General features: G+C 46.6%; 16 protein-coding genes and 1 pseudogene. 12 read left to right on the top strand and 5 right to left on the bottom strand.

Annotation, left to right across the window (positions count from 1 at the left end; translation table 11 throughout):
* Positions 1–51 precede the first annotated feature (51 nt).
* From tkt to DP114_RS01535, 12 genes are all read left to right on the top strand, one after another.
* Positions 52–2,127 carry a transketolase gene (gene tkt, locus DP114_RS01590; protein WP_171975275.1) on the top strand — a complete coding sequence of 692 codons (2,076 nt, stop codon included), beginning with the start codon at positions 52–54 and terminating at the stop codon, positions 2,125–2,127.
* A 49-nt stretch (positions 2,128–2,176) separates the two neighbouring features.
* Positions 2,177–5,056: a bifunctional transaldolase/phosoglucose isomerase gene (locus DP114_RS01585; RefSeq protein WP_171975274.1), complete on the top strand. Its 2,880-nt coding sequence runs from the start codon at positions 2,177–2,179 to the stop codon at positions 5,054–5,056.
* 232 nt (positions 5,057–5,288) lie between these two features.
* Entirely contained in the window at positions 5,289–6,317 is a 1,029-nt protein-coding gene (gene gnd / locus DP114_RS01580) for a phosphogluconate dehydrogenase (NAD(+)-dependent, decarboxylating) (protein ID WP_171975273.1), read from the top strand.
* Complete coding sequence (zwf, locus tag DP114_RS01575; protein WP_171975272.1) at positions 6,314–7,849, top strand: glucose-6-phosphate dehydrogenase; 1,536 nt, start codon at positions 6,314–6,316, stop codon at positions 7,847–7,849. The genes gnd and zwf overlap by 4 nt, the downstream gene beginning before the upstream one ends.
* Positions 7,850–7,890: 41 nt before the next feature.
* Positions 7,891–8,571 (top strand): hypothetical protein, encoded by a 681-nt coding sequence (locus DP114_RS01570; protein ID WP_171975271.1) that lies wholly within the window; start codon positions 7,891–7,893, stop codon positions 8,569–8,571.
* A 228-nt stretch (positions 8,572–8,799) separates the two neighbouring features.
* Positions 8,800–9,714 (top strand): Cof-type HAD-IIB family hydrolase, encoded by a 915-nt coding sequence (locus DP114_RS01565; RefSeq protein WP_171975270.1) that lies wholly within the window; start codon positions 8,800–8,802, stop codon positions 9,712–9,714.
* Between the two features lie 171 nt (positions 9,715–9,885).
* On the top strand, positions 9,886–10,833 hold the full coding sequence (locus DP114_RS01560) for a class I fructose-bisphosphate aldolase (protein WP_169265879.1): 948 nt from the start codon (positions 9,886–9,888) through the stop codon (positions 10,831–10,833).
* Positions 10,834–11,059: 226 nt separating this feature from the next.
* Positions 11,060–11,827, top strand: coding sequence for a 6-phosphogluconolactonase (gene pgl, locus DP114_RS01555; protein WP_171975269.1), 768 nt, complete (start codon positions 11,060–11,062; stop codon positions 11,825–11,827).
* A gap of 3 nt (positions 11,828–11,830) precedes the next feature.
* Positions 11,831–12,997 carry a glycogen debranching N-terminal domain-containing protein gene (locus tag DP114_RS01550; protein ID WP_171975268.1) on the top strand — a complete coding sequence of 389 codons (1,167 nt, stop codon included), beginning with the start codon at positions 11,831–11,833 and terminating at the stop codon, positions 12,995–12,997.
* Positions 12,976–13,671 (top strand): ribulose-phosphate 3-epimerase, encoded by a 696-nt coding sequence (gene rpe, locus DP114_RS01545; RefSeq protein WP_171975267.1) that lies wholly within the window; start codon positions 12,976–12,978, stop codon positions 13,669–13,671. Before DP114_RS01550 ends, rpe begins: the two co-directional genes overlap by 22 nt.
* A 7-nt stretch (positions 13,672–13,678) precedes the next feature.
* Positions 13,679–14,449 carry a glucose 1-dehydrogenase gene (locus DP114_RS01540; RefSeq protein ID WP_171978087.1) on the top strand — a complete coding sequence of 257 codons (771 nt, stop codon included), beginning with the start codon at positions 13,679–13,681 and terminating at the stop codon, positions 14,447–14,449.
* A gap of 8 nt (positions 14,450–14,457) precedes the next feature.
* The gene (locus DP114_RS01535; RefSeq protein ID WP_171975266.1) at positions 14,458–17,142 is read left to right on the top strand and encodes an MGH1-like glycoside hydrolase domain-containing protein; all 2,685 of its coding nucleotides are present in this window, start codon (positions 14,458–14,460) and stop codon (positions 17,140–17,142) included.
* A gap of 96 nt (positions 17,143–17,238) precedes the next feature.
* Here the strand turns inward: DP114_RS01535 and DP114_RS01530 are convergent.
* The 5 genes and pseudogenes from DP114_RS01530 to DP114_RS01510 all read right to left on the bottom strand — a co-directional run.
* Positions 17,239–17,595, bottom strand: a pseudogene (locus tag DP114_RS01530) (MGH1-like glycoside hydrolase domain-containing protein); the annotation flags it as partial.
* A 666-nt stretch (positions 17,596–18,261) separates the two neighbouring features.
* Positions 18,262–18,933: an SDR family NAD(P)-dependent oxidoreductase gene (locus tag DP114_RS01525; protein ID WP_171975265.1), complete on the bottom strand. Its 672-nt coding sequence runs from the start codon at positions 18,931–18,933 to the stop codon at positions 18,262–18,264.
* Between the two features lie 141 nt (positions 18,934–19,074).
* Positions 19,075–19,455, bottom strand: a complete 381-nt coding sequence (locus tag DP114_RS01520; RefSeq protein WP_171975264.1) for a hypothetical protein — start codon at positions 19,453–19,455, stop codon at positions 19,075–19,077.
* A 122-nt stretch (positions 19,456–19,577) separates the two neighbouring features.
* Positions 19,578–19,871, bottom strand: coding sequence for a DUF1634 domain-containing protein (locus tag DP114_RS01515; protein ID WP_246163017.1), 294 nt, complete (start codon positions 19,869–19,871; stop codon positions 19,578–19,580).
* Positions 19,872–19,873: 2 nt separating this feature from the next.
* Positions 19,874–20,215 (bottom strand): lyase family protein, encoded by a 342-nt coding sequence (locus DP114_RS01510; protein ID WP_216669957.1) that lies wholly within the window; start codon positions 20,213–20,215, stop codon positions 19,874–19,876.
* Between the last annotated feature and the right edge of the window lie 89 nt (positions 20,216–20,304).

Below are 20,304 nucleotides of genomic sequence, written 5' to 3'. Positions count from 1 at the left end.
ATCGGTAATCCTTTCTATGAATTTAGCTTACTACCCTAAGGAGAAAAAGCAGTGATTGCTCAAACTCAAATTGCAAATCAAACTCAACTCGATGAGCTGTGCATTAACACGATTCGTACCCTATCAATGGATGCGGTGCAGCAGGCAAACTCTGGGCATCCAGGTACACCAATGGCAATGGCTCCTGTCGCCTACTGTTTATGGCAGCGATTTTTACGGTTCGACCCCGAAGATCCCATTTGGGCAAATCGCGATCGCTTCGTGCTCTCGAACGGTCATGCCTCCATGCTGCTATATTCGTTGTTACATTTAACTGGTGTCAAAGCAGTTAATGCTAAGTATGAGCAATTAGGTGAGCCATCTGTTACACTGGATGATATTAAGCGCTTCCGTCAACTTGATAGTAAATGTCCTGGTCATCCTGAATATCGCTGGACTTCTGGAGTTGAAACCACGACAGGACCATTGGGGCAAGGAGTAGCAACGAGTGTGGGGATGGCGATCGCCGGACAGTGGATGGCGCAATATTTTAATCGACCTGACTTCGAGCTATTCAACTACAACGTTTATGCTCTATGTGGAGACGGCTGCATGATGGAGGGCATCTCCAACGAAGCAGCTTCCTTAGCAGGACATCTCCGGCTAAGGAACCTGTGCTGGATTTACGACAACAATCACATCACTATTGAAGGACACACCAATTTAACCTTTAATGATGATGTGGGCACTCGGTTTCTAGCCTATGGCTGGAACATCCTTCGTGTCAGTGATGCCAATGATCTCAATGCACTGGAACAAGCATTCAACACCTTTGAGCAAACTCACGACCGCCCTACCTTGATCATTATCGATAGCCATATTGGATATGGAGCACCGCACAAACAAGATACCAGTGCAGCTCACGGAGAACCGTTGGGAGAAGACGAAATCCGGTTAACAAAACGCAGTTACGGCTGGCCAGAAGATGCGAAGTTTTTCGTTCCTGATGGCGTGCGCGAACACTTCCAGACGCAACTGGGACAGCGAGGACACAAACTGCGCGAGCAATGGATACACACCTTCAATGAATATGCTGCTGTGTATCCAGAAATGGCAAACCAACTTCACAAAATGCAACATCGCCAACTTCGTGATAGTTGGGAAGCCGCATTGCCAACGTTTCCAACTGATGCAAAAGGAGTTTCTGGACGGGATGCTTCTGCAAAGGTGCTGAATGCGATCGCCCAACAGATCCCTTGGCTGATTGGCGGCTCTGCTGACTTGGCTCCCTCCACCAAAACACGGCTCACCTTTGATGGAGCAGGAGATTTTAGCGCGGGCGATCGCTCCGGACGTAACTTTCATTTTGGCATCCGCGAACACGCAATGGCGGCGATTCTCAACGGACTCTCGCTCAGCAAAGTGCGTCCCTATGGTTCCGGGTTCTTTATTTTCAGCGACTACTGCCGTCCATCCATTCGCCTCAGCGCGTTAATGGAGATTCCAGTCATTTACATCTTCACACATGACTCGATTGGGGTAGGTGAAGATGGCCCAACTCATCAACCCGTTGAGCAGTTGGCTTCGTTGCGAGCGATTCCGGGACTGATTACCCTACGACCTGCTGATGCTAACGAAGTTGTGGAAGCATGGCGAGTGATTATGCAGTTGCAGCATCAACCAGTCGTGCTGGTGCTGACTCGACAGGCATTACCCACGTTTGATCGCACTCAGTATGCGGCGGCATCCGGTTTGGCTAAAGGAGCTTATATTTTGGCAGATGCAGAAGATGGTCAACCCAATGTGCTGCTGCTAGCAACTGGAAGCGAAGTTTCGCTTTGCATTGAAGCGTATGAACAACTTAAGACCGAAGGGATAAAAGCGCGGGTTGTGAGTATGCCATCGTGGGAGCTGTTTGAGCAGCAAAGTCAGGACTACCGCGATAGTGTGATTCCACCTGCGGTGACTGCTCGTGTCTGTGTGGAACAAGCATCGACGTTTGGCTGGGGCGAGTATGTCGGTTCTAGAGGTGCTCGCATTGTCATGCATACGTTTGGTGCTTCAGCGCCCCTGAAAGAATTGCAGCGCAAGTTTGGCTTTACTCCAAATCAGGTTGTTGCAGCTGCAAAAGCCCAGTTAGCAAGCTGAAGTTTTGTATTCTTGCAAATTTGTGTTAATTCAACAAGGATGTGAACTGATGATTAATGTACAAGCATCAAAGACAAAGAACCCTTTGCAGTCGTTACAATCCTACGGACAATCTGTCTGGTTAGACTATATTCGTCGCAGTTTAATTACTAGCGGAGAACTGCAAAAGTTGATTGATGAGGATGGTTTGCGGGGTGTCACCTCGAATCCTTCTATCTTTGAAAAAGCGATCGCAGGTAGTACCGATTACGATTCGGCTTTAACCACAAGCGAGCAAAGTCAAGATAAGAATGTCATGTCGCTATATGAGTCCTTTGCAATCGCGGATATTCAAGCAACCGCAGATATTTTGAGACCTATATACGAACAAACCAATCGGCGTGATGGCTATGTCAGTCTGGAGGTTTCACCTTATCTAGCAAACGATACTCAACAAACTATTTCAGAAGCTCGCAGACTATGGCAGGAGGTTGATCGTCCGAATTTGATGATTAAAGTGCCTGCAACACCTGCTGGAATTCCTGCAATTGAGCAGCTCATCAGTGAAGGCATTAATGTGAATGTCACGCTGCTGTTTGCTCAAGATGTTTATGAACAGGTTGCCAATGCCTACATGACTGGTTTAGAGTTGCTGGCAGCCAAAGGTGGAGACATCACCCGCATTGCCAGCGTCGCTAGCGTCTTTGTCAGTCGGATTGATACCGCAGTTGATAACCAGATTACGGCTCAACTTAAAACTACAACCGATGCAGTTCAACGTGATTTGCTCAAAAGCTTACTGGGCAAAGTGGCGATCGCCAATGCCAAACTTGCATATAAGCACTATCAGAACACATACAGCTCTAGTCGATGGCAAAAATTAGCCAGCCAAGGCGCACAAACCCAACGGCTATTGTGGGCAAGCACAGGTACAAAGAACCCCCATTATAGTGATGTGTTGTATGTTGAAGAACTGATTGGTTCCGACACTGTAAATACAATTCCACCAGCCACCCTATCTGCCTTCCGCGATCATGGACATCCGAAGTCTAGTTTGACTGAAAGTGTTGATGATGCTCAATCGACGTTATCAAAGCTACAGAAAGCAGGAATTTCTTTACAGCAGATTACAGACAAATTATTGGCAGAAGGGGTGCAACTTTTCATGGATGCCTTTGACCAATTGTTAGGTACAGTCGAGAAAAAGCGGACAGCAATTCTTGGTGGAAAGCTCGATCGCCTAACCTACAAATTGCCTGATGCGCTGAATACTACTGTTCAAGCATCTCTAGACGATTGGCAGAAGAATGGCAAGATTCGTCGCCTATGGGCACAGGATGCAAGCTTGTGGACAGGAGCAGATGAAAACAAATGGTTGGGTTGGCTCGGCATTACTGAAGACCAACTTGCACACCTGGCTCGTCTTAAGCAACTCGCGCAAGAAGTCCAAAACCTAAAATTCTCCCATGTGTTATTATTAGGCATGGGTGGCTCTTCGCTCTGCCCAGAGGTGATGAAGCTCACTTTTGGTAAGGCACAAGGATTTCCCGAACTGCTCGTACTCGATTCTACCGATCCAGCTCAGATCAAAGCGATCGAAAGTCAGATTGACCTCACCAAAACACTATTCGTAGTGTCGAGTAAGTCTGGCAGTACACTGGAGCCAAATATTTTCAAACAATACTTCTTTGATCGTGTGCAGCAAATTCTGGGTGCAGAATCAGCAGGCAATCGCTTTATTGCCGTAACTGATCCCGGTTCTAAACTGCAACACATTGCTGAAGGCGATGACTTCCGCCATGTCTTCTTTGGTGTACCCAGTATCGGCGGTCGCTATTCTGCTTTATCCAACTTTGGCATGGTACCTGCGGCGGCGATTGGAGTGGATGTAGCAAAGTTCTTGGATACGGCTGAAGTCATGGTGCATTCTTGTGCATCATCCGTTCCAGCGAAAGAGAATCCCGGCGTTGTGTTGGGAACCATTCTGGGTGTTCTGGCAAAGCAAGGACGAGACAAAGTCACGCTGATCACGTCACCGGGAATTGCAGACTTGGGCGCATGGTTGGAGCAACTGTTGGCAGAGTCTACAGGGAAAGACGGTAAGGGATTGATTCCAGTGGATCGAGAACCGTTAGGAACTCCAGATGTGTATGGGAGTGACCGCATCTTTGCTTACATTCGCTTAGACTCTGCTCCTGATTCTACTCAAGACGCTGCTGTCACGGCATTGGAGCAGGCAGGACAACCTGTGGTTCGGATTACCGTTGCCGATCCCTACCAAGTTGGTCAGGAGTTTTTCCGCTGGGAAGTTGCGACTGCTGTAGCCGGTTCCATCATTGGTATCAATGCCTTTAACCAACCGGATGTTGAAGCCAGCAAAATTGTTACCCGCCAGTTAACAGCTGAATACGAGAAAAACGGAAAACTGCCGCCCGAAAGCCCAATCTTCACGGTAGATGGCATTCAATTATTCACTGATCCAAAAAATGCCGCTGCACTGACAGAGGCAGTAGGAACGGATCAATCGTTGGTTAATTATCTGCGTGCCCATTTGAATCGACTACAGGCGGGAGATTATTTTGCACTGCTTGCATATATCGAGCGCAATGATATACACCAAGCGCAGCTACAAGCCATTCGAGAAAAAATTCGGGATGCAAAGCAAGTCGCCACTTGCCTTGGCTTTGGTCCCCGCTTCTTGCACTCCACAGGGCAGGCTTACAAGGGTGGACCAAACAGTGGCGTTTTTCTCCAAATCACCTGTGATGATGCCACGGACATTCCCGTTCCTCAGCAGAAATATACATTCGGAGTTGTGAAAGCGGCTCAAGCACGAGGGGATTTTCAGGTTTTAGCGGAACGTGAGCGACGGGCATTGCGCATCCATCTTGGCAAAGATGTTCAATCTGGTTTAGCTACCCTAAAAACCGTGATCGACCAAATTCTGTAATTGACATCTTGCACCAGTTGCGTTAAAGCAATTTTTGTAGGGTGGGCAGTGCCCTAAACTTATGTTGAGATCATCAGATTTTACGATTCACTGCCCACCCTACAGTCTACACTCGAAAAATGGAAATTCATATTTGAGGAGTTTTGTCAATGCGTAAGTCCTAATAATGACTTCATTCAGATGAAAAGCGCTACATACTTCACGCAATTGAGAATCACATAGGAGAAAAACAATGCAACTTGGTGTTATTGGTCTAGGGCGCATGGGCGCAAATATCGTTCGACGACTGCTGCGAAATAAGCATGAGTGTGTTGTGTTCAATCGCACACCCGATAAGGTGAAGCAACTTGCATCGGAAGGGGCAATTGGAGCTTATACCTTAGATGATTTTGTGCAGAAGCTCCACAAGCCGCGTGCCATTTGGCTGATGGTGCCTGCGGGAGATCCCACCGAGCAGATGGTCAAAGAACTGGCTGAAAAACTCGACTCAGGCGACATCTTGATTGATGGCGGCAACTCTTACTACATCGACGACATTCGACGAGCGAATGATCTGGCATCAAAGGGCATTCACTATCTGGATGTGGGAACCAGCGGCGGAGTCTGGGGATTAGAACGCGGTTACTGCATGATGATCGGTGGTCCCCAAGTGGCAGTTCAGTACCTCGACCCCATCTTTAAGTCATTGGCTCCCGGACGGGGAGAGATTCCGCGTACTCCTGGGCGGGAGAAGGTGGGCGGCACGGCAGAGGAAGGCTATTTGCACTGCGGATCGAATGGAGGTGGGCATTTTGTCAAAATGGTGCATAATGGCATTGAATACGGGTTGATGGCAGCCTATGCAGAAGGGTTGAATATCCTGCATCACGCCAATGTTGGCAAACAGAGCCGTGCTACTAACGCTGAAACGACTCCACTCCGCAATCCTGAACACTACCAGTACGATTTGAACCTGCCAGATATTGCCGAAGTGTGGCGACGGGGTAGTGTGGTCGCTTCGTGGTTGCTTGATTTGACTGCGATCGCTCTACTCCAGCAGCCTGACTTAGCAGACTTTGCCGGTCGTGTGTCGGATTCAGGCGAAGGACGGTGGACGGTTACAGCAGCCATAGACGAAGGCACACCTGCTCCTGTTCTCAGCGCTGCCTTGTATCAGCGATTTAGCTCACGTGGGGAAGATGATTTTGCTGATAAGTTGCTGTCTGCGATGCGCTTCCAGTTCGGCGGACACGTTGAGCAACATACGGAGACAAAATCATGACAATCGCAACTGCACCTCATTCTCAGGTTGAAACCTCAGTTCGTCCTGCCAGTCCCTGCGCGATCATCATCTTTGGTGCTGCTGGAGATTTGACCAAGCGTTTATTGTTACCTGCACTTTACAATTTAGCACGTAGTAATTTGTTGCCGCAGGAGTTTGCGATCGTCGGGGTTGCTCACACTCCAATGAGCCAAGACGACTTTCGCAGCAAACTCAGTCGGGATATTCACGAATTCGCAACGGTTGCAGTTGATGATTACCTCTGGCAGCAGTTTGAGCAGCGATTGTACTATCTTCCCGGTGAGTTTCAGGATGCTAACACGTACCAGCAGTTGCAGGATTTGTTGATTCGGGTAGACCAGGAATGCGGCACCCAAGGAAACTACTTATTCTACCTGGCAACCGCCTCTAACTTCTTTTGCGACATCATCACCCAGCTTGGTTCAGCGAGACTGGTGCGGGAAGACAACGGACACTGGCGACGCGTCATTATCGAAAAACCATTTGGGCATGATTTGGATTCTGCTCGCACCTTAAATAAGAACATCAGTAGCGTGCTGAAGGAAAGCCAGATTTACCGCATCGATCACTACTTGGGTAAAGAAACCGTCCAGAATATTTTGGTATTTCGCTTTGGGAATGGACTGTTTGAACCAATTTGGAATCGGGAACATATTGACCATGTGCAAATTACTGTGGCTGAAACAGTCGGCGTAGAAGGCAGAGGTAACTTCTACGAAGGTACAGGAGCAGTACGCGATATGGTGCAAAATCACCTGTTTCAATTGCTAGCGATGACTGCAATGGAGCCACCCGTTTCATTTGATGCAGATGCCGTTCGCGATGAAAAATCTAAATTGCTCAAGGCAATTCAACCCTTAACTCCTGAAGATGTGCTAAAGCATACTGTGCGAGGGCAGTATGGTGAGGGGACGATAAACCAGAAACCTGTTCCGGCTTATCGATCAGAACCACGTGTTGCTTCAGACTCTACCACTGAGACGTATGCTGCTTTAAAGCTCACGATTGATAACTGGCGTTGGGCAGATGTGCCATTTTACCTCCGAACCGGGAAACGGTTGCCGAAGCGTACTACTGAGGTTGCGGTTCAGTTTAAGCGGGTTCCCTCACTGCTGTTTCGTCAAACTTCAGTTGATCAATTAACGCCCAATTTCCTTGTCCTGCGCATTCAACCCGACGAAGGAATTAACTTCCAATTTGGCGCAAAAATTCCTGGTCCAACGGTGCGAATGGGCAGCGTGAATATGGATTTCTGCTACGCCGATTACTTTGGCTCAACCCCCAGCACAGGCTATGAAACTTTGCTCTATGACTGCATGATTGGCGATGCTACGCTGTTTCAGCGAGCAGACAACGTGGAATTGGGTTGGAGTGTAGTTACGCCAATTCTAGATGTTTGGAGTGCATTACCAACACGAGAGTTTCCCAACTATGCCGCAGGAAGTTGGGGACCGAAAGATGCTGACGAACTGCTCTGGCGCGATGGTCGGCAATGGCGATCAAGTGATTAATAAAAATCAGAAATCAATCAGCGATTCAACGGAGAAGCACAATGTTGAGTAAATATAAATGGGGCATTGTCAACATTAGTTTTCTAACCATTTGCAGTACGATAGCAACTTCCCAACTAATGCGAGCCGAAGACACGATTACCACAGCAACTTCAATCAAAAATGCTCCTTATAGCAAGGTATTCCACACTGGTTCAATCTATGCGGTGAGAGATCATGACTATAGAGGTAGTGAACCTGCTCTTGGTGTATCAACTATTTGGAGCAAAAATCCGACCAAGGATAGCCTTTTGCTAGGGGTACGCTACTGTGTACCTGACAACTCTCTAGTTGGCTCTGATGCCTCCTTAACTACGATGGTCCTGCTCAGCAAGAATCAACCCTTGGTCACGATCAATCAACCAATAAAAGAAACCTCTAGCTATCAAAAAGTTGTTCAAAGTTCCACCACGGTTCCGGGATTAGGCTTTTGGGACTCCGACACGTATTGGGGCAACGACGGTTTTTGGGATGGCGTTGATGAGCCTTTCTGGGCTGGTGCCGCTACGTTTCCGTCTGTAACATGTAGTGCGGGAAGCAGTCGATTTAACATTGCTCCACTTGCCAGCGCGATCGCTCAACTTCCGCCCCAAACGCTTCAGATGAAATTGATCTTTAGCAATGGTGCAACCAGCCAATGGGAATTGGGAAAAAAACGGTACAGGCACTCAAAGAATTGTTAGCTATTGGGCAAACCTCGTCAAATACCTCTCAAGCACCTTTGGCAAAGTGAAACGGTATCGGTATCCCGTATTATAGGGGTTTGCAATTGAGTAAAGTACACAAAGAAATAATAAACCACAGATGGACACAGATACACACAGATAAATTTGTACTTCATTCAAATGAGAAGCGCTATAGATCCAGACCAATAAATTGAGCACCAACAATCAACAACCAAGCTTTCTATCATGAATCCAATAACTTCTCCCAAATCGCCTAAAATTTCACTGCTGCTAGCAGATGTAGATGGCACGCTTGTAACAAAAGAGAAAATCCTCACTGATCGCGCCCGTGCTGCTGTTCATAAACTTTGGGATGCAGGCATTCGCTTCACAATTACCAGTGGTCGTCCACCATTAGGGATGAAAATGATTGTAGATGCTCTGAAACTGACAGAGCCTCTCGCGCCATTTAATGGTGGTCTGTTTGTCTATCCTGACTTTTCAACCTTGGAGGAAAACGTCTTACCCGCAACAACTGTTCAAGAAGTCATCAAGATAATTACTGCCCACCATCTGGATGTTTGGATTTATCGAGGGAAGGATTGGTTTGTGCATGAGCGGCATGGTCCTCATGTGGATCGCGAAGAATGGACGGTTAAGTTTCCACCTACCGTTGTTTCTAGCTTTGATGGTTTGTTTGATAACGTTGTCAAAGTCGTTGGCGTTAGTGATGATCTGGATGCCGTTGCCAAGTGCGAAACTGATGTGCAGCAAGCTTTTAGTCAAAAAGTTTACTGCAAGTCAAGAGCCAGTTCGGGTGGTGGTGAACAGGTATCTGCGGCGCGATCGCAGCCTTACTACCTGGATGTCACCCATCCCCACGCGAACAAAGGTGCTGTAGTTGATCGCCTCTCACAACTGCTCGGAATCCCCAGACAAGAAATTGCCACTATTGGAGATATGCCCAATGATGTCCCAATGTTTGAACGAAGTGGATTAAGCATTGCTATGGGCAACGCAAATCCAGACGTACAGCAACAAGCTCAGTACGTGACGACATCCTATGAAGAAGAAGGATTTGCCAATGCAGTCGAATGGTTCATTTTGGGCGATCGACATGGGGCTTCCAATGCAAAATTTCAGCAGTCCAGCGTCGGTTAAGCGTTGGAATGAAACTATGCCTTCACAGCATTGTCCATGCTGTTGTGATCAACTGTTGCGACATATCCGCAATCATCAAGTTCATTGGTTTTGCCGACGCTGTTGGCAGGATATGCCGTGAGGGAAAAGCGAAAAAGTTTGTACCAGACAGTATTTTTAGGAAAAACCACAATGACTCAACGAGTAAAAGAAATTCTCAGTTGGTATGGCAGCGACAATCCTGGAACGCTGACTAATCTGGCGCGGTTGCTTAATCATGGCAAACTAGCTGGAACTGGCAAGTTGGTAATTTTGCCCGTTGATCAGGGCTTTGAGCACGGTCCGGCTCGCAGTTTTGCACCCAATCCACCTGCTTACGATCCTCGCTATCATTTTGAGTTGGCGATAGAAGCCGGATGCAACGCTTATGCAGCTCCACTGGGTTTTCTAGAAGCGGGGGCACGAGAATTTGCAGGCGACATTCCCCTGATTCTTAAAGCCAATGATCACGATGTGCTATTGGATGAATCTGACCCTACTCAAGCTTTAACTGGCAGTGTACAGGATGCTTTGCGATTAGGTTGTGCTGGCATTGGTTTCACCATTTATCCCGGTTCAGCCCACCGATTTGAGATGTACCAGCAGATTCGAGCCTGTGCCGAAGAAGCGAAGCAGCATGGATTGGTTGTGATCATTTGGTCTTATGCGCGGGGATCGGGTTTAAGCAAAACAGGTGAGACGGCGATCGACGTGATTGGTTACGCTGCTCAAATTGCGGCTCAATTGGGTGCTCACATCATCAAAGTCAAACTGCCTAGCGAGCACATTGAACAAGAAGCAGCCCGCAAGGTGTACGAGAAAGAGCAAATCCCGATTGCGACATTAACTGAGCGAGTGCGTCATGTAGTGCAATGTGCCTTTAATGGACGACGGATTGTCATCTTTTCGGGTGGACCAATCGACAGTGATGATGCCTTTTTCAATGAAGTTCACGCTATTCAAGCAGGTGGAGGGTTTGGTTCGATTATCGGACGCAATTCTTTTCAACGTTCCAAAACGGATGCCGTGCGATTCCTCAACACGATCATGGATATTTACAACACGCAACCGTCTCAAGTTCAAGTTCCGGTTCTGAATTAAGGGAACACCAAAAAATAAAGGCATTGCTGAATAATGGCATGATTCAGGCTGACAAGGTGACGCGGGGACACGGTGATTCTGATTGATGCAAATTCCAAAATCATCCCGCAATTATGCAATGCCAAAATCAATTATCTCAAATTCAAAATTAACTTGTAGGGGCGCAAGGCTTTGCGCTCTTATGATAGGACGATTTTTTAATTAGAAGTCCCTAAAGGAAATAACCATGCAAGAATTAATTCGATCGCAAGTAAAGCCTGAAATTCAAGTTTTTGCAAATGCCGAAGCCCTGACTCAGGCTGCTGCCGCCGAGTTTGTGCAACAAGCCCATCAAGCCATTCAAGCACGAGGAAGATTTACGATCGCACTGTCTGGTGGCTCAACTCCCAAAAGTCTTTATGCATTGTTGGCAACTCAACCTTGGCGTAATCAAATCCCTTGGAACCAAATTCATTTTTTTTGGGGTGATGAACGCCACGTTCCGCCCAGCGATCCCAGTAATAACTTTCGGATGACGCAAGAGCAATTGCTGTTTCAAGTGCCAATTCCACAAGAAAATGTATATCGCATTAAAGCTGAAAATCCAGATGCTAAAGCAGCCGCAGCTGAATATGAGCAAGACTTGAGACAGTTCTTTCAGTTGCAAGAACATCAGTTTCCTCGCTTCGATTTAGTGTTGTTGGGCATGGGAGCTAACGGACACACCGCATCTCTTTTTCCTGGCACTGATGCAGTTCATGAGCAAACTCGTTTAGTCGTTGCACCTTGGGTGGAAGAGTTGAACAGTTACCGTATCACCTTAACGCCACCTGTGATTAACAATGCGGTAGAAATCCTCTTTTTTGTCACAGGAGCAGAAAAAGCAACAACACTAAAAGCGGTCTTGGAAGGTCAGTATCAGCCTGATCGCTTGCCTGCACAAATCATTAGTCCGACTCAGGGCAGAGTGATGTGGATGATCGATCAAGCAGCGGCTCATTTATTGGAGACATGAGGGATGCCCACTAAAGTCACCGTAAATTCAGGACAAATCGCGATCAATGACGGATCGACATTCCTCGTTACTGCTTCTGATGGCTCGATCGACGACAACCTTGCCCAAGGATTTTTTGTTCGCGATACGCGCCTCATCTCGTATTACGAAGTCTCACTCAATCGCCAGCCGCTCCAACTGCTTGCATCTAGTCCGCTACAACATCACCGTGCGCTCTATCAATTTACCAATCGAGAGACTCCGACTATTGATGGAACGCTGCCATCGGGCTGCTTGTTAGTGACCATCCGGCGCGATATTGCAGTCGGAATGCATGAGGATATTGATATTACTAGCCATTACACTCAGACCGTCGAACTGAAACTTATGTTGGCGATCCGCTCAGATTTTGCGGATATTTTTCAGGTCAAATCCCAACATCTACTGCCACGCGGTGCGATCGCAACCACCTGGAAAGACAGCATTCTCAAAACAGAGTACCGAAATGCCGAGTTTTATCGCGGGTTGCAAATCACTCCAACTTGTGCTAGTTCAACGCCCTACTATGGTAATGGTCGCCTCATGTTCGACATCAAGCTTGAACCAGGTCAAACTTGGCATAGCTGCGTTGATTTTACGGCGCTAGCGGATGGAGATGTGCTTCAGCCGCAACAAACTTGCACCGTCTCCCACGATACTGAAGCGGCGCGAGTCAGAGACGACTTTGTTCAATCCGCCACTCAGTTACAGTCCTCGAATGCCGAAATTGCCGCCTACTATCGACAATCCTTGATCGATTTCGGGGCACTCCGCATCAAGGTTGAAGATCGTGGACAGCATTTTTGGATGCCTGCGGCGGGTATTCCTTGGTTTGTCGCAGTATTTGGGCGGGACGCGATCATTGCGAGTTTACAAACGATAATGGTTTATCCGGAATTTGCACGCGGAACGCTCATAAAACTGGCGCAACTGCAAGCCACAACCGTAGATGATTGGCGCGATGCTCAACCCGGTCGTATGTTGCATGAAATTCGCCGGGGTGAATTAGCGCAATTGCACGAAATTCCGCATACACCTTACTACGGCACGATCGATACCACTATTCTCTTCCTGAGCGATCGCATCGATCCTGCAACGGCTAGAAATTCCAATGGATTGGAGAATATATCATGTCTCAATCTTCTAAATTAATCACGATCGCAGCTTCAATTTTATCGGCTGACTTTAGCCGCTTGGGAGAAGAGGTGCAAAGTGTGGATGTGGCGGGAGCTGACTGGATTCATGTCGATGTGATGGACGGTCGCTATGTGCCCAACATTACAATCGGACCTTTGATCGTAGAAGCAATTCGACCGATGACTGTAAAACCGCTAAACGTCCATCTGATGATTGTCGAACCAGAGCGGTACATCACCAACTTTGCTAAAGCAGGTGCCGATCATATTTTGGTTCAAGCAGGAGCAACGATTCATCTACACCGAACACTATCCCAAATTAAGGAACTGGGTAAGCAAGCGGGGGTTGTGCTCAATCCTGGTAATCCTTTGGAAGCGATTGAGTGGGTACTAGATCTGTGTGATGTCGTTTTAATTATGACGGTGAATCCCGGCTTTGGTGGTCAACACTTTATTTCAACCATGTTGCCAAAGATTCGTCGCTTACGTCAGATGTGCGATGAACGTGGGCTGGATCCGTGGATTGAAGTCGATGGTGGAGTCAAGCCAGACAATGCATGGCAGGTGTTGGAAGCAGGAGCAAATGCAATTGTAGCGGGATCGGCAATCTTCAATGCTAAGGATTATGCAGCGACAATCGCCGCGCTGCGTCACAGCAAACGACCTGAACAAGTCATAATTGATGTATAAGGACATGATAAACTTACAACGAAAAGTTGCGTTAGTCACTGGCAGCAGTCAGGGAATTGGGCAGGCGATCGCTGCTTACCTGGCGCAAGCAGGTGCAGATATTGTCATCGATTACCGCTCCCACCCCGATGGTGCTAAAGAAACGTTGGCAAAGGTCGAAGCAGCGGGACGCAAAGGGCATATTGTCCAGGCAGATTTAAGCGTGATTAGTGACGTTCGCAAACTTGTATCTGAAGGAATTCATCACTTTGGTAAGCTAGATATTCTAGTGAATAATGCTGGGGTTGATGGAAAAAATGCTGATTTTTGGAACATAACCGAAGCTGATTATGATACCGTTGTTAATCTCAACCTCAAAGGCACATTCTTCACGACGCAAGCATTTGTGCAGCACTTGATTGAGACAAAACGAACGGGTAAGATTATTAACATCAGTTCAGTTCATGAGGAAATGGCGTTCCCTCACTTCACCTCCTACTGCGCTAGCAAAGGTGGTGTGAAGATGATGATGCGAAATTTGGCGGTGGAATTAGGACCGATGGGAATCACGATCAACAATATTGCTCCTGGAGCGATCGAAACCCCGATTAATACCAAACTTCTAAATGACCCTGTGAAGTTACATTCACTCAAACAAAACATTCCCCTTGGACGACTAGGCAAACCAGAAGATATAGCGCCAATGGTCACATTCCTCGCGTCCTCCGCTGCTGACTACGTGACTGGAGCCACTTTTTATGTCGATGGCGGACTGATTCGGAATTATCACGAGCAATAGAACTTGTCATGACTCAAGAAGAAGCAAGGTTGGCAGCTGATCGCGATCGCACTGCTTACTGGAAACGCTGGGGACCCTATTTAAGTGAACGACAGTGGGGTACAGTGCGCGAAGATTACAGCCCGAATGGAACTGCTTGGGAGTACTTCCCTCATGACCATGCCCGGTCGCGTGCCTATCGTTGGGGAGAAGACGGCATTGCAGGTATCTCTGATACTCATCAGCAGTTATGTTTTGCGATTGCGCTGTGGAATGGAGAAGATTCCATCCTTAAGGAGCGGATGTTTGGGTTAACGGGGAATGAGGGTAATCACGGAGAGGATGTCAAAGAATACTACTTCTACTTAGACAATACCCCCACCCACTCCTACATGAAGTACCTTTATAAATATCCGCAGCACGCCTTTCCTTACACTCAGTTAGTGGAGGAAAATCGTCGTAGAACTCGCCAAGACTTTGAATTTGAACTACTGGACACAGGAATATTTAATGAAGATCGTTATTTTGATGTATTTATTGAGTATGCCAAAGCATCACCTGAAGATATTTTGATTCAAATCAAAGCAATCAATCGGGGACCTGATCCTAAAACACTGCACTTGCTACCAACGTTGTGGTTCCGTAACACTTGGTCTTGGAGTCGCGCACAGGAGAACGAAAAACCCTGGCTAAATGTTAGTCAAAAGGCGGTCAATTTCAGCGTCATTGAGGCATCGCATCCAACGCTAGGAACACGATGGCTTTACTGTGATGGCATCCCTAATTTATTGTTTACTAATAATGAAACGAATTACGAACGATTGTTCGGAGTTAGCAACTCTTCACCCTACGTTAAAGACGGCATCAATGATTATGTGATTCACAGCCGCAAGGATGCAATTAATCCCAGCGAAACAGGAACAAAATTCTCGGCTCATTATCAGCTAGTAATCGCTCCTGGTGCAATGCAAACGGTGCGACTACGATTGAGAGACTCCCAATCTTCTCTCAACAACGGCAACACAGAAATCTTGTTTGGACAGGAATTTGAGTCAATCTTTCGCGATCGCCAAGCTCAAGCAGATGAATTTTACCAGCGAATCTGTCCTTTTTCATTATCTGAGGACATGCGAAATGTTCAACGGCAAGCATTTGCAGGAATGCTGTGGAGCAAGCAATTCTATCATTACGTGGTTCATGATTGGCTAAACGGCGATCCAGTAGGTCCCACATCGCCAGTAGAGCGTAAACGAGGCAGAAATCATGAGTGGAGCCATCTATTTAACGATGATATTCTCTCAATGCCCGACAAATGGGAATATCCCTGGTTTGCGGCATGGGATTTAGCATTTCATCTTATTCCTCTAACCATGCTGGATCCAGAGTTTGCCAAACGTCAGTTAAGTGTCTTGATGCGAGAGTGGTACATGCATCCCAACGGGCAACTTCCTGCGTATGAATGGGCATTCAGCGATGTCAATCCACCCGTTCATGCCTGGGCTGCACTGCGAATTTATCAAATTGAGCAAAAAATGTATGGTCGAGCTGATCGAGCCTTTCTAGAGCGAGTTTTCCAGAAACTACTGCTCAACTTCACCTGGTGGGTGAATCGCAAGGATATTGAGGGCAAAAATGTTTTTCAAGGAGGATTTTTAGGATTAGACAACGTTGGGGTATTTGATCGCAGTGCATCGCTACCCAATGGTGGATATATCAATCAGGCAGATGGTACCAGTTGGATGGGAATGTACTGCCTGAATATGTTAACTATTGCACTAGAGCTAGCAAAAGATGATTCAACCTATGAAGATATTGCCAGCAAGTTTTTTGAACACTTTCTCTATATTGCTGATGCCATTGATGGAGTCGGTGAAGCCGAATTAGCCCTGTGGGATGAAACAGACGGATTTTATTACGATGCCTTGCATCTGCCCGATGGTCGTCACTTCTTAATGAAGGTTCGCTCAGTGGTGGGACTGGCACCGTTATTTGCCGTTGCGGCTCTAGAACCAAACACGCTTGAACGATTTCCCAGTTTCAAACGACGTACTGAATGGTTCATTCAAAATCGCCCAGACTTGACCCAAAATGTTGCTTGTTTAGAAATAGCGGGCGTAAAAACCAGAAGACTGCTGGCGATCGCAGGGCAGAATCAGTTGCGGCGCATTCTTCACAGGATGTTAGATGAAAATGAATTTCTTGGACCTTATGGCATTCGGGCACTCTCCAAATTCCACGCGACCAACCCCTACGTTCTACAAGTTCACGGCAATGAGTATCGAGTCGATTATGAACCTGCGGAATCCACAACAAGTCTTTTTGGTGGCAATTCTAACTGGCGCGGACCTGTGTGGTTTCCAATGAATTACCTAATCATCGAGTCCTTGCAGAAGTACCATCACTATTTAGGTGATGATTTCAAGGTGGAATGTCCAAGTGGTTCAGGTCAAATGATGACGCTTTGGCAAGTGGCGAATGAGCTATCACAGCGGTTGATTCGGACATTTTTAAACGATGCAACCGGACGACGACCTATCTATGGCGGTACGGAAACGTTTCAAACCAACCCGTACTGGCATGACCTTATTCTATTCTATGAGTACTTTCATGGTGACGAAGGAGCGGGTATCGGAGCAAGCCACCAAACAGGTTGGACAGGGTTAGTGGCAAAACTGATCCAGCAACATGCAGAATATGGCGTAGATCAACCGTGAGAGGTTAAGGTTATGGTAATTTTGTCAATAAGTAAAAAAACTTAAAAATACTACCAAAAACGTGGTAAGAAACATAATTTTTGTGGGAGCAATGGCGTAACCAAATGACTCTTTGACATCTTCCCCGTGATTGCCCTCATTCCCCGTTAGCCCAAACAGCCGCTCTTTGAGAATGCGATCTTCGCCATTCCACAGCGCGATCGCGAAACATAAGCGTTGATGCGTATCCGAAATCCCGGCAATCCCATCTTCTCCCCAACGATAAGCACGCGATCGAGCGTGGTCATGGGGAAAGTATTCTCAGGCAGTACGATTCGGGCTGTAATCTTCACGCACAGTTCCCCATTGCCGTTCACTCAGGTAAGGACCCCAATGTTTCCAGTAAACTCGTCGTTCGCGAAGCTTGTGCAAAGCACTCTCGCGATCCGCAATTAACCTTGCTTCTTCAGTCATGAGAGCGGTTCCAAGTCGTAATGGGTTTGAGCACTATCTTTTAGATGAATCACATGATACAGGACGTAACAATGTTTTCATTGCTAATGACTGGAGTTTAGACTAAAAGTCAGAGAGCAGCAGCAAATCAATTCAAATGTACTAAAAGACGGCATTTAGGTACAAGTATAAAAAATAGAGTTTAGTCGGCATCTGGTACAGGTAGTCACCAACGTTCGCTTTGGCAGCAAAAACTAACCTGATATAGGCGATCGCCACCGAAATAGTTCAAATGTACTGAAAAGATCGGATAACGCTCATTCCTAACAAGTTAAAAACAAGTGTATTTTGTCAATACGTCCAAATATAGAAAAGATTTGATAGAAGAATGATAATCACGAAGGCGGGGGGGGAGGGAGAGAAGCAGCCGACGGCTGCCTCTCTCCCTCCTCTTGCGATTATTATTATTAATATATTTTCAAGTAATATTCGTATGACAGCGATCGCCCGCTCTTGTTTAGACTGGCGGACAGAAGTAGTGGTAGAAAATTTCAAGAAAAGGAGCCTGCGGTTAACACAGGCTCCCGTTAACGGAAGATCACAGAAGCATCACCAACTCTCAACAACCGTTGTAATGCCGTTGCTATCTGAAATTTGTCAGATCTACTTGCGGCGATTTGCTATTGATCATTGGTATAGATTTGCCAAACAACGTTTACATTGGACGCTCCCGAAACTAGCAGGTATTAGTCCCTGTGGTGGCTTGAAGCAATCCATGTGCCTTTGTTGACTTTGAAGCGCAAGCGTTTCAATCAGAAAGTTACGAACAATTTCTACGTCTGCTCGAATCAAAAACACGAGAGCAGACGGGACAAAATCACGTACAAAACATTGGTCGTAGTTCAAGGTGTCTACACTTGTATCACGGGCACTGATGTTAATAATCTTTCCTGTTCGCTTTGTTTCAATTAAATGCTGCACAAAAGCTTGCGTCGTGAAAAATGTTCCTTTGAGATTGATATTGAGTACGGCATCGTAATCTGCTTCAGTAATGTTCCAGAAGTCTGCATTCTTACCGTCAATTCCAGCATTATTTACCAGAATATCTAGTTTGCCAAAGTGTTGAACTCCTTCAGATACAAGCTTGCGAACGTTGCTAACGGAGCTTAAATCTGCCTGAACAATATGACCATTACGCCCTGTGGCTTCTACCTTTGCTAATGTATCTTTCGCCCCATCCGGATGAGAGCGATAATCTATGACAACATCGGCTCCTTCCTGTGCCAAACGAGTCGCAATAGCTTGTCCAATCCCTTGACTGCTTCCAGTGACAAGAGCCACTTTACCTTCAAGTTTCATGTTGTTCTTAGACCTTGATAGAAACGGGTTCAGGTTGTTGACTGTGACGTAGTTACTAGCTATCGGCATTCTGTCTGTCAGAAAAGACCAGAACAAAGTAGTAAATCGCAACCTGAACGCAAACTAACAAATCAATACGTTTCATCCTTCTGGTCTACAAGCTTGATTTAGGAACGATCGCCCGTTCTTGAACACCGCTAACGTTCCCTGCTGTCGGTGATCTCCCCGCCCGCTAAGAACTTGGTATACATAGTTGCCATTCCTAAACTTATACACCTCAGCGGCTCCTGTATTCTCCTTGGTTCCTTTGCCCAAACTTAGATTTCCCAGAGGTCCCGTAGCGCGGTAAAGCAATTCGCCCGAAGCATATCGTCTCCAAACATTTACAGTGTAATCACTTTGGCAGTTCAAGCTGAGCAGTAAATCCGCAGTAGAGTCAGCCGAGGCAAGTGAAGGGAGATGAGCTAAAACACAAGTCATCAAACCCAATAGTACTGTAGATTGTTTCGGTAGTAGTTTCATTGTCTCCTCCTGACTTGAAAGTGGGTGTAGGGGTGTAAGGGTGTACGGGTGTAGGGAAAAGCCGGACTTTCATGCTTGGCGGTGAAAAATTTTTCATTGGGACTGTCTTGAAACTTTTCAAATTACCCTGTCGTCAGAAGACCGTGAACAAGAATCAACAGCACAATCAACGTAACGATGATATAGAATTGATCGCGCTGTTGCCAAAATGCAAACACTGAAAACGCAACTCGTGCAACTGGAGTCAGAATCAATAGCAAAATACCGAGTTGAATGATACCTCGCCCCCGCAATGCCAGTGTATCATTGAGAATTCCAGGAACTTGACGGAGATCAGCAGGTTCTCCTCGGAAGATATGATCTTCAGGAATGTCATTGCCGTTGTGAAACAGATAAAGGATACCACCTACAATCACGATCAACGATTAGAAATCACTTCATTGACATTCATATTAAATTGTGTACCGCTGCCTGTCATCCAAACATGTAGAGGAAACTGATCGACGTGTTGTCCTGCTAAAATCTCGTCACAAACCTGGCAAATTAGATTCTTTTGTTCGTCACCTAATCGTTGAGCTTGATGATTGACAATCGCCGCTGCTTTCTTGAGTACCGCATAGGCAACAATCATCTCGCGTGGGATTAAGTCCTCTCCAATGCTGAAGTGTTCGAGCGAACGCTGGGTTTGGGCTCCCCAGAGTTTGTCACTGGGAACTTTGACTTCACCCAGGCTATCGGTTTCAATGCGAATTGCAGTCATGATCAATCTTGGTAAATAGTTCACTGAAAATGCTAAGAGCAGATTAGAAGCTGTATCTATTAGTTTTCTGCCTTAATTCAATAATGACC

Source organism: Brasilonema sennae CENA114 (genome assembly GCF_006968745.1).
Taxonomy (GTDB): Bacteria; Cyanobacteriota; Cyanobacteriia; order Cyanobacteriales; family Nostocaceae; genus Brasilonema; species Brasilonema sennae.
This window is presented reverse-complemented; position numbering and strand designations above follow the sequence as displayed.

Excerpts from the sequence above, each read along its gene's own strand:
- DP114_RS01585 (WP_171975274.1), top strand. The coding sequence starts at position 2,177 with ATGATTAATGTACAAGCATCAAAGACAAAGAACCCTTTGCAGTCGTTA.
- gnd (WP_171975273.1), top strand. The coding sequence starts at position 5,289 with ATGCAACTTGGTGTTATTGGTCTAGGGCGCATGGGCGCAAATATCGTT.
- zwf (WP_171975272.1), top strand. The coding sequence starts at position 6,314 with ATGACAATCGCAACTGCACCTCATTCTCAGGTTGAAACCTCAGTTCGT.
- DP114_RS01570 (WP_171975271.1), top strand. The coding sequence starts at position 7,891 with ATGTTGAGTAAATATAAATGGGGCATTGTCAACATTAGTTTTCTAACC.
- DP114_RS01565 (WP_171975270.1), top strand. The coding sequence starts at position 8,800 with ATGAATCCAATAACTTCTCCCAAATCGCCTAAAATTTCACTGCTGCTA.
- DP114_RS01560 (WP_169265879.1), top strand. The coding sequence starts at position 9,886 with ATGACTCAACGAGTAAAAGAAATTCTCAGTTGGTATGGCAGCGACAAT.
- pgl (WP_171975269.1), top strand. The coding sequence starts at position 11,060 with ATGCAAGAATTAATTCGATCGCAAGTAAAGCCTGAAATTCAAGTTTTT.
- DP114_RS01550 (WP_171975268.1), top strand. The coding sequence starts at position 11,831 with ATGCCCACTAAAGTCACCGTAAATTCAGGACAAATCGCGATCAATGAC.
- rpe (WP_171975267.1), top strand. The coding sequence starts at position 12,976 with ATGTCTCAATCTTCTAAATTAATCACGATCGCAGCTTCAATTTTATCG.
- DP114_RS01535 (WP_171975266.1), top strand. The coding sequence starts at position 14,458 with ATGACTCAAGAAGAAGCAAGGTTGGCAGCTGATCGCGATCGCACTGCT.
- DP114_RS01525 (WP_171975265.1), bottom strand. The coding sequence starts at position 18,933 with ATGAAACTTGAAGGTAAAGTGGCTCTTGTCACTGGAAGCAGTCAAGGG.
- DP114_RS01520 (WP_171975264.1), bottom strand. The coding sequence starts at position 19,455 with ATGAAACTACTACCGAAACAATCTACAGTACTATTGGGTTTGATGACT.
- DP114_RS01510 (WP_216669957.1), bottom strand. The coding sequence starts at position 20,215 with ATGACTGCAATTCGCATTGAAACCGATAGCCTGGGTGAAGTCAAAGTT.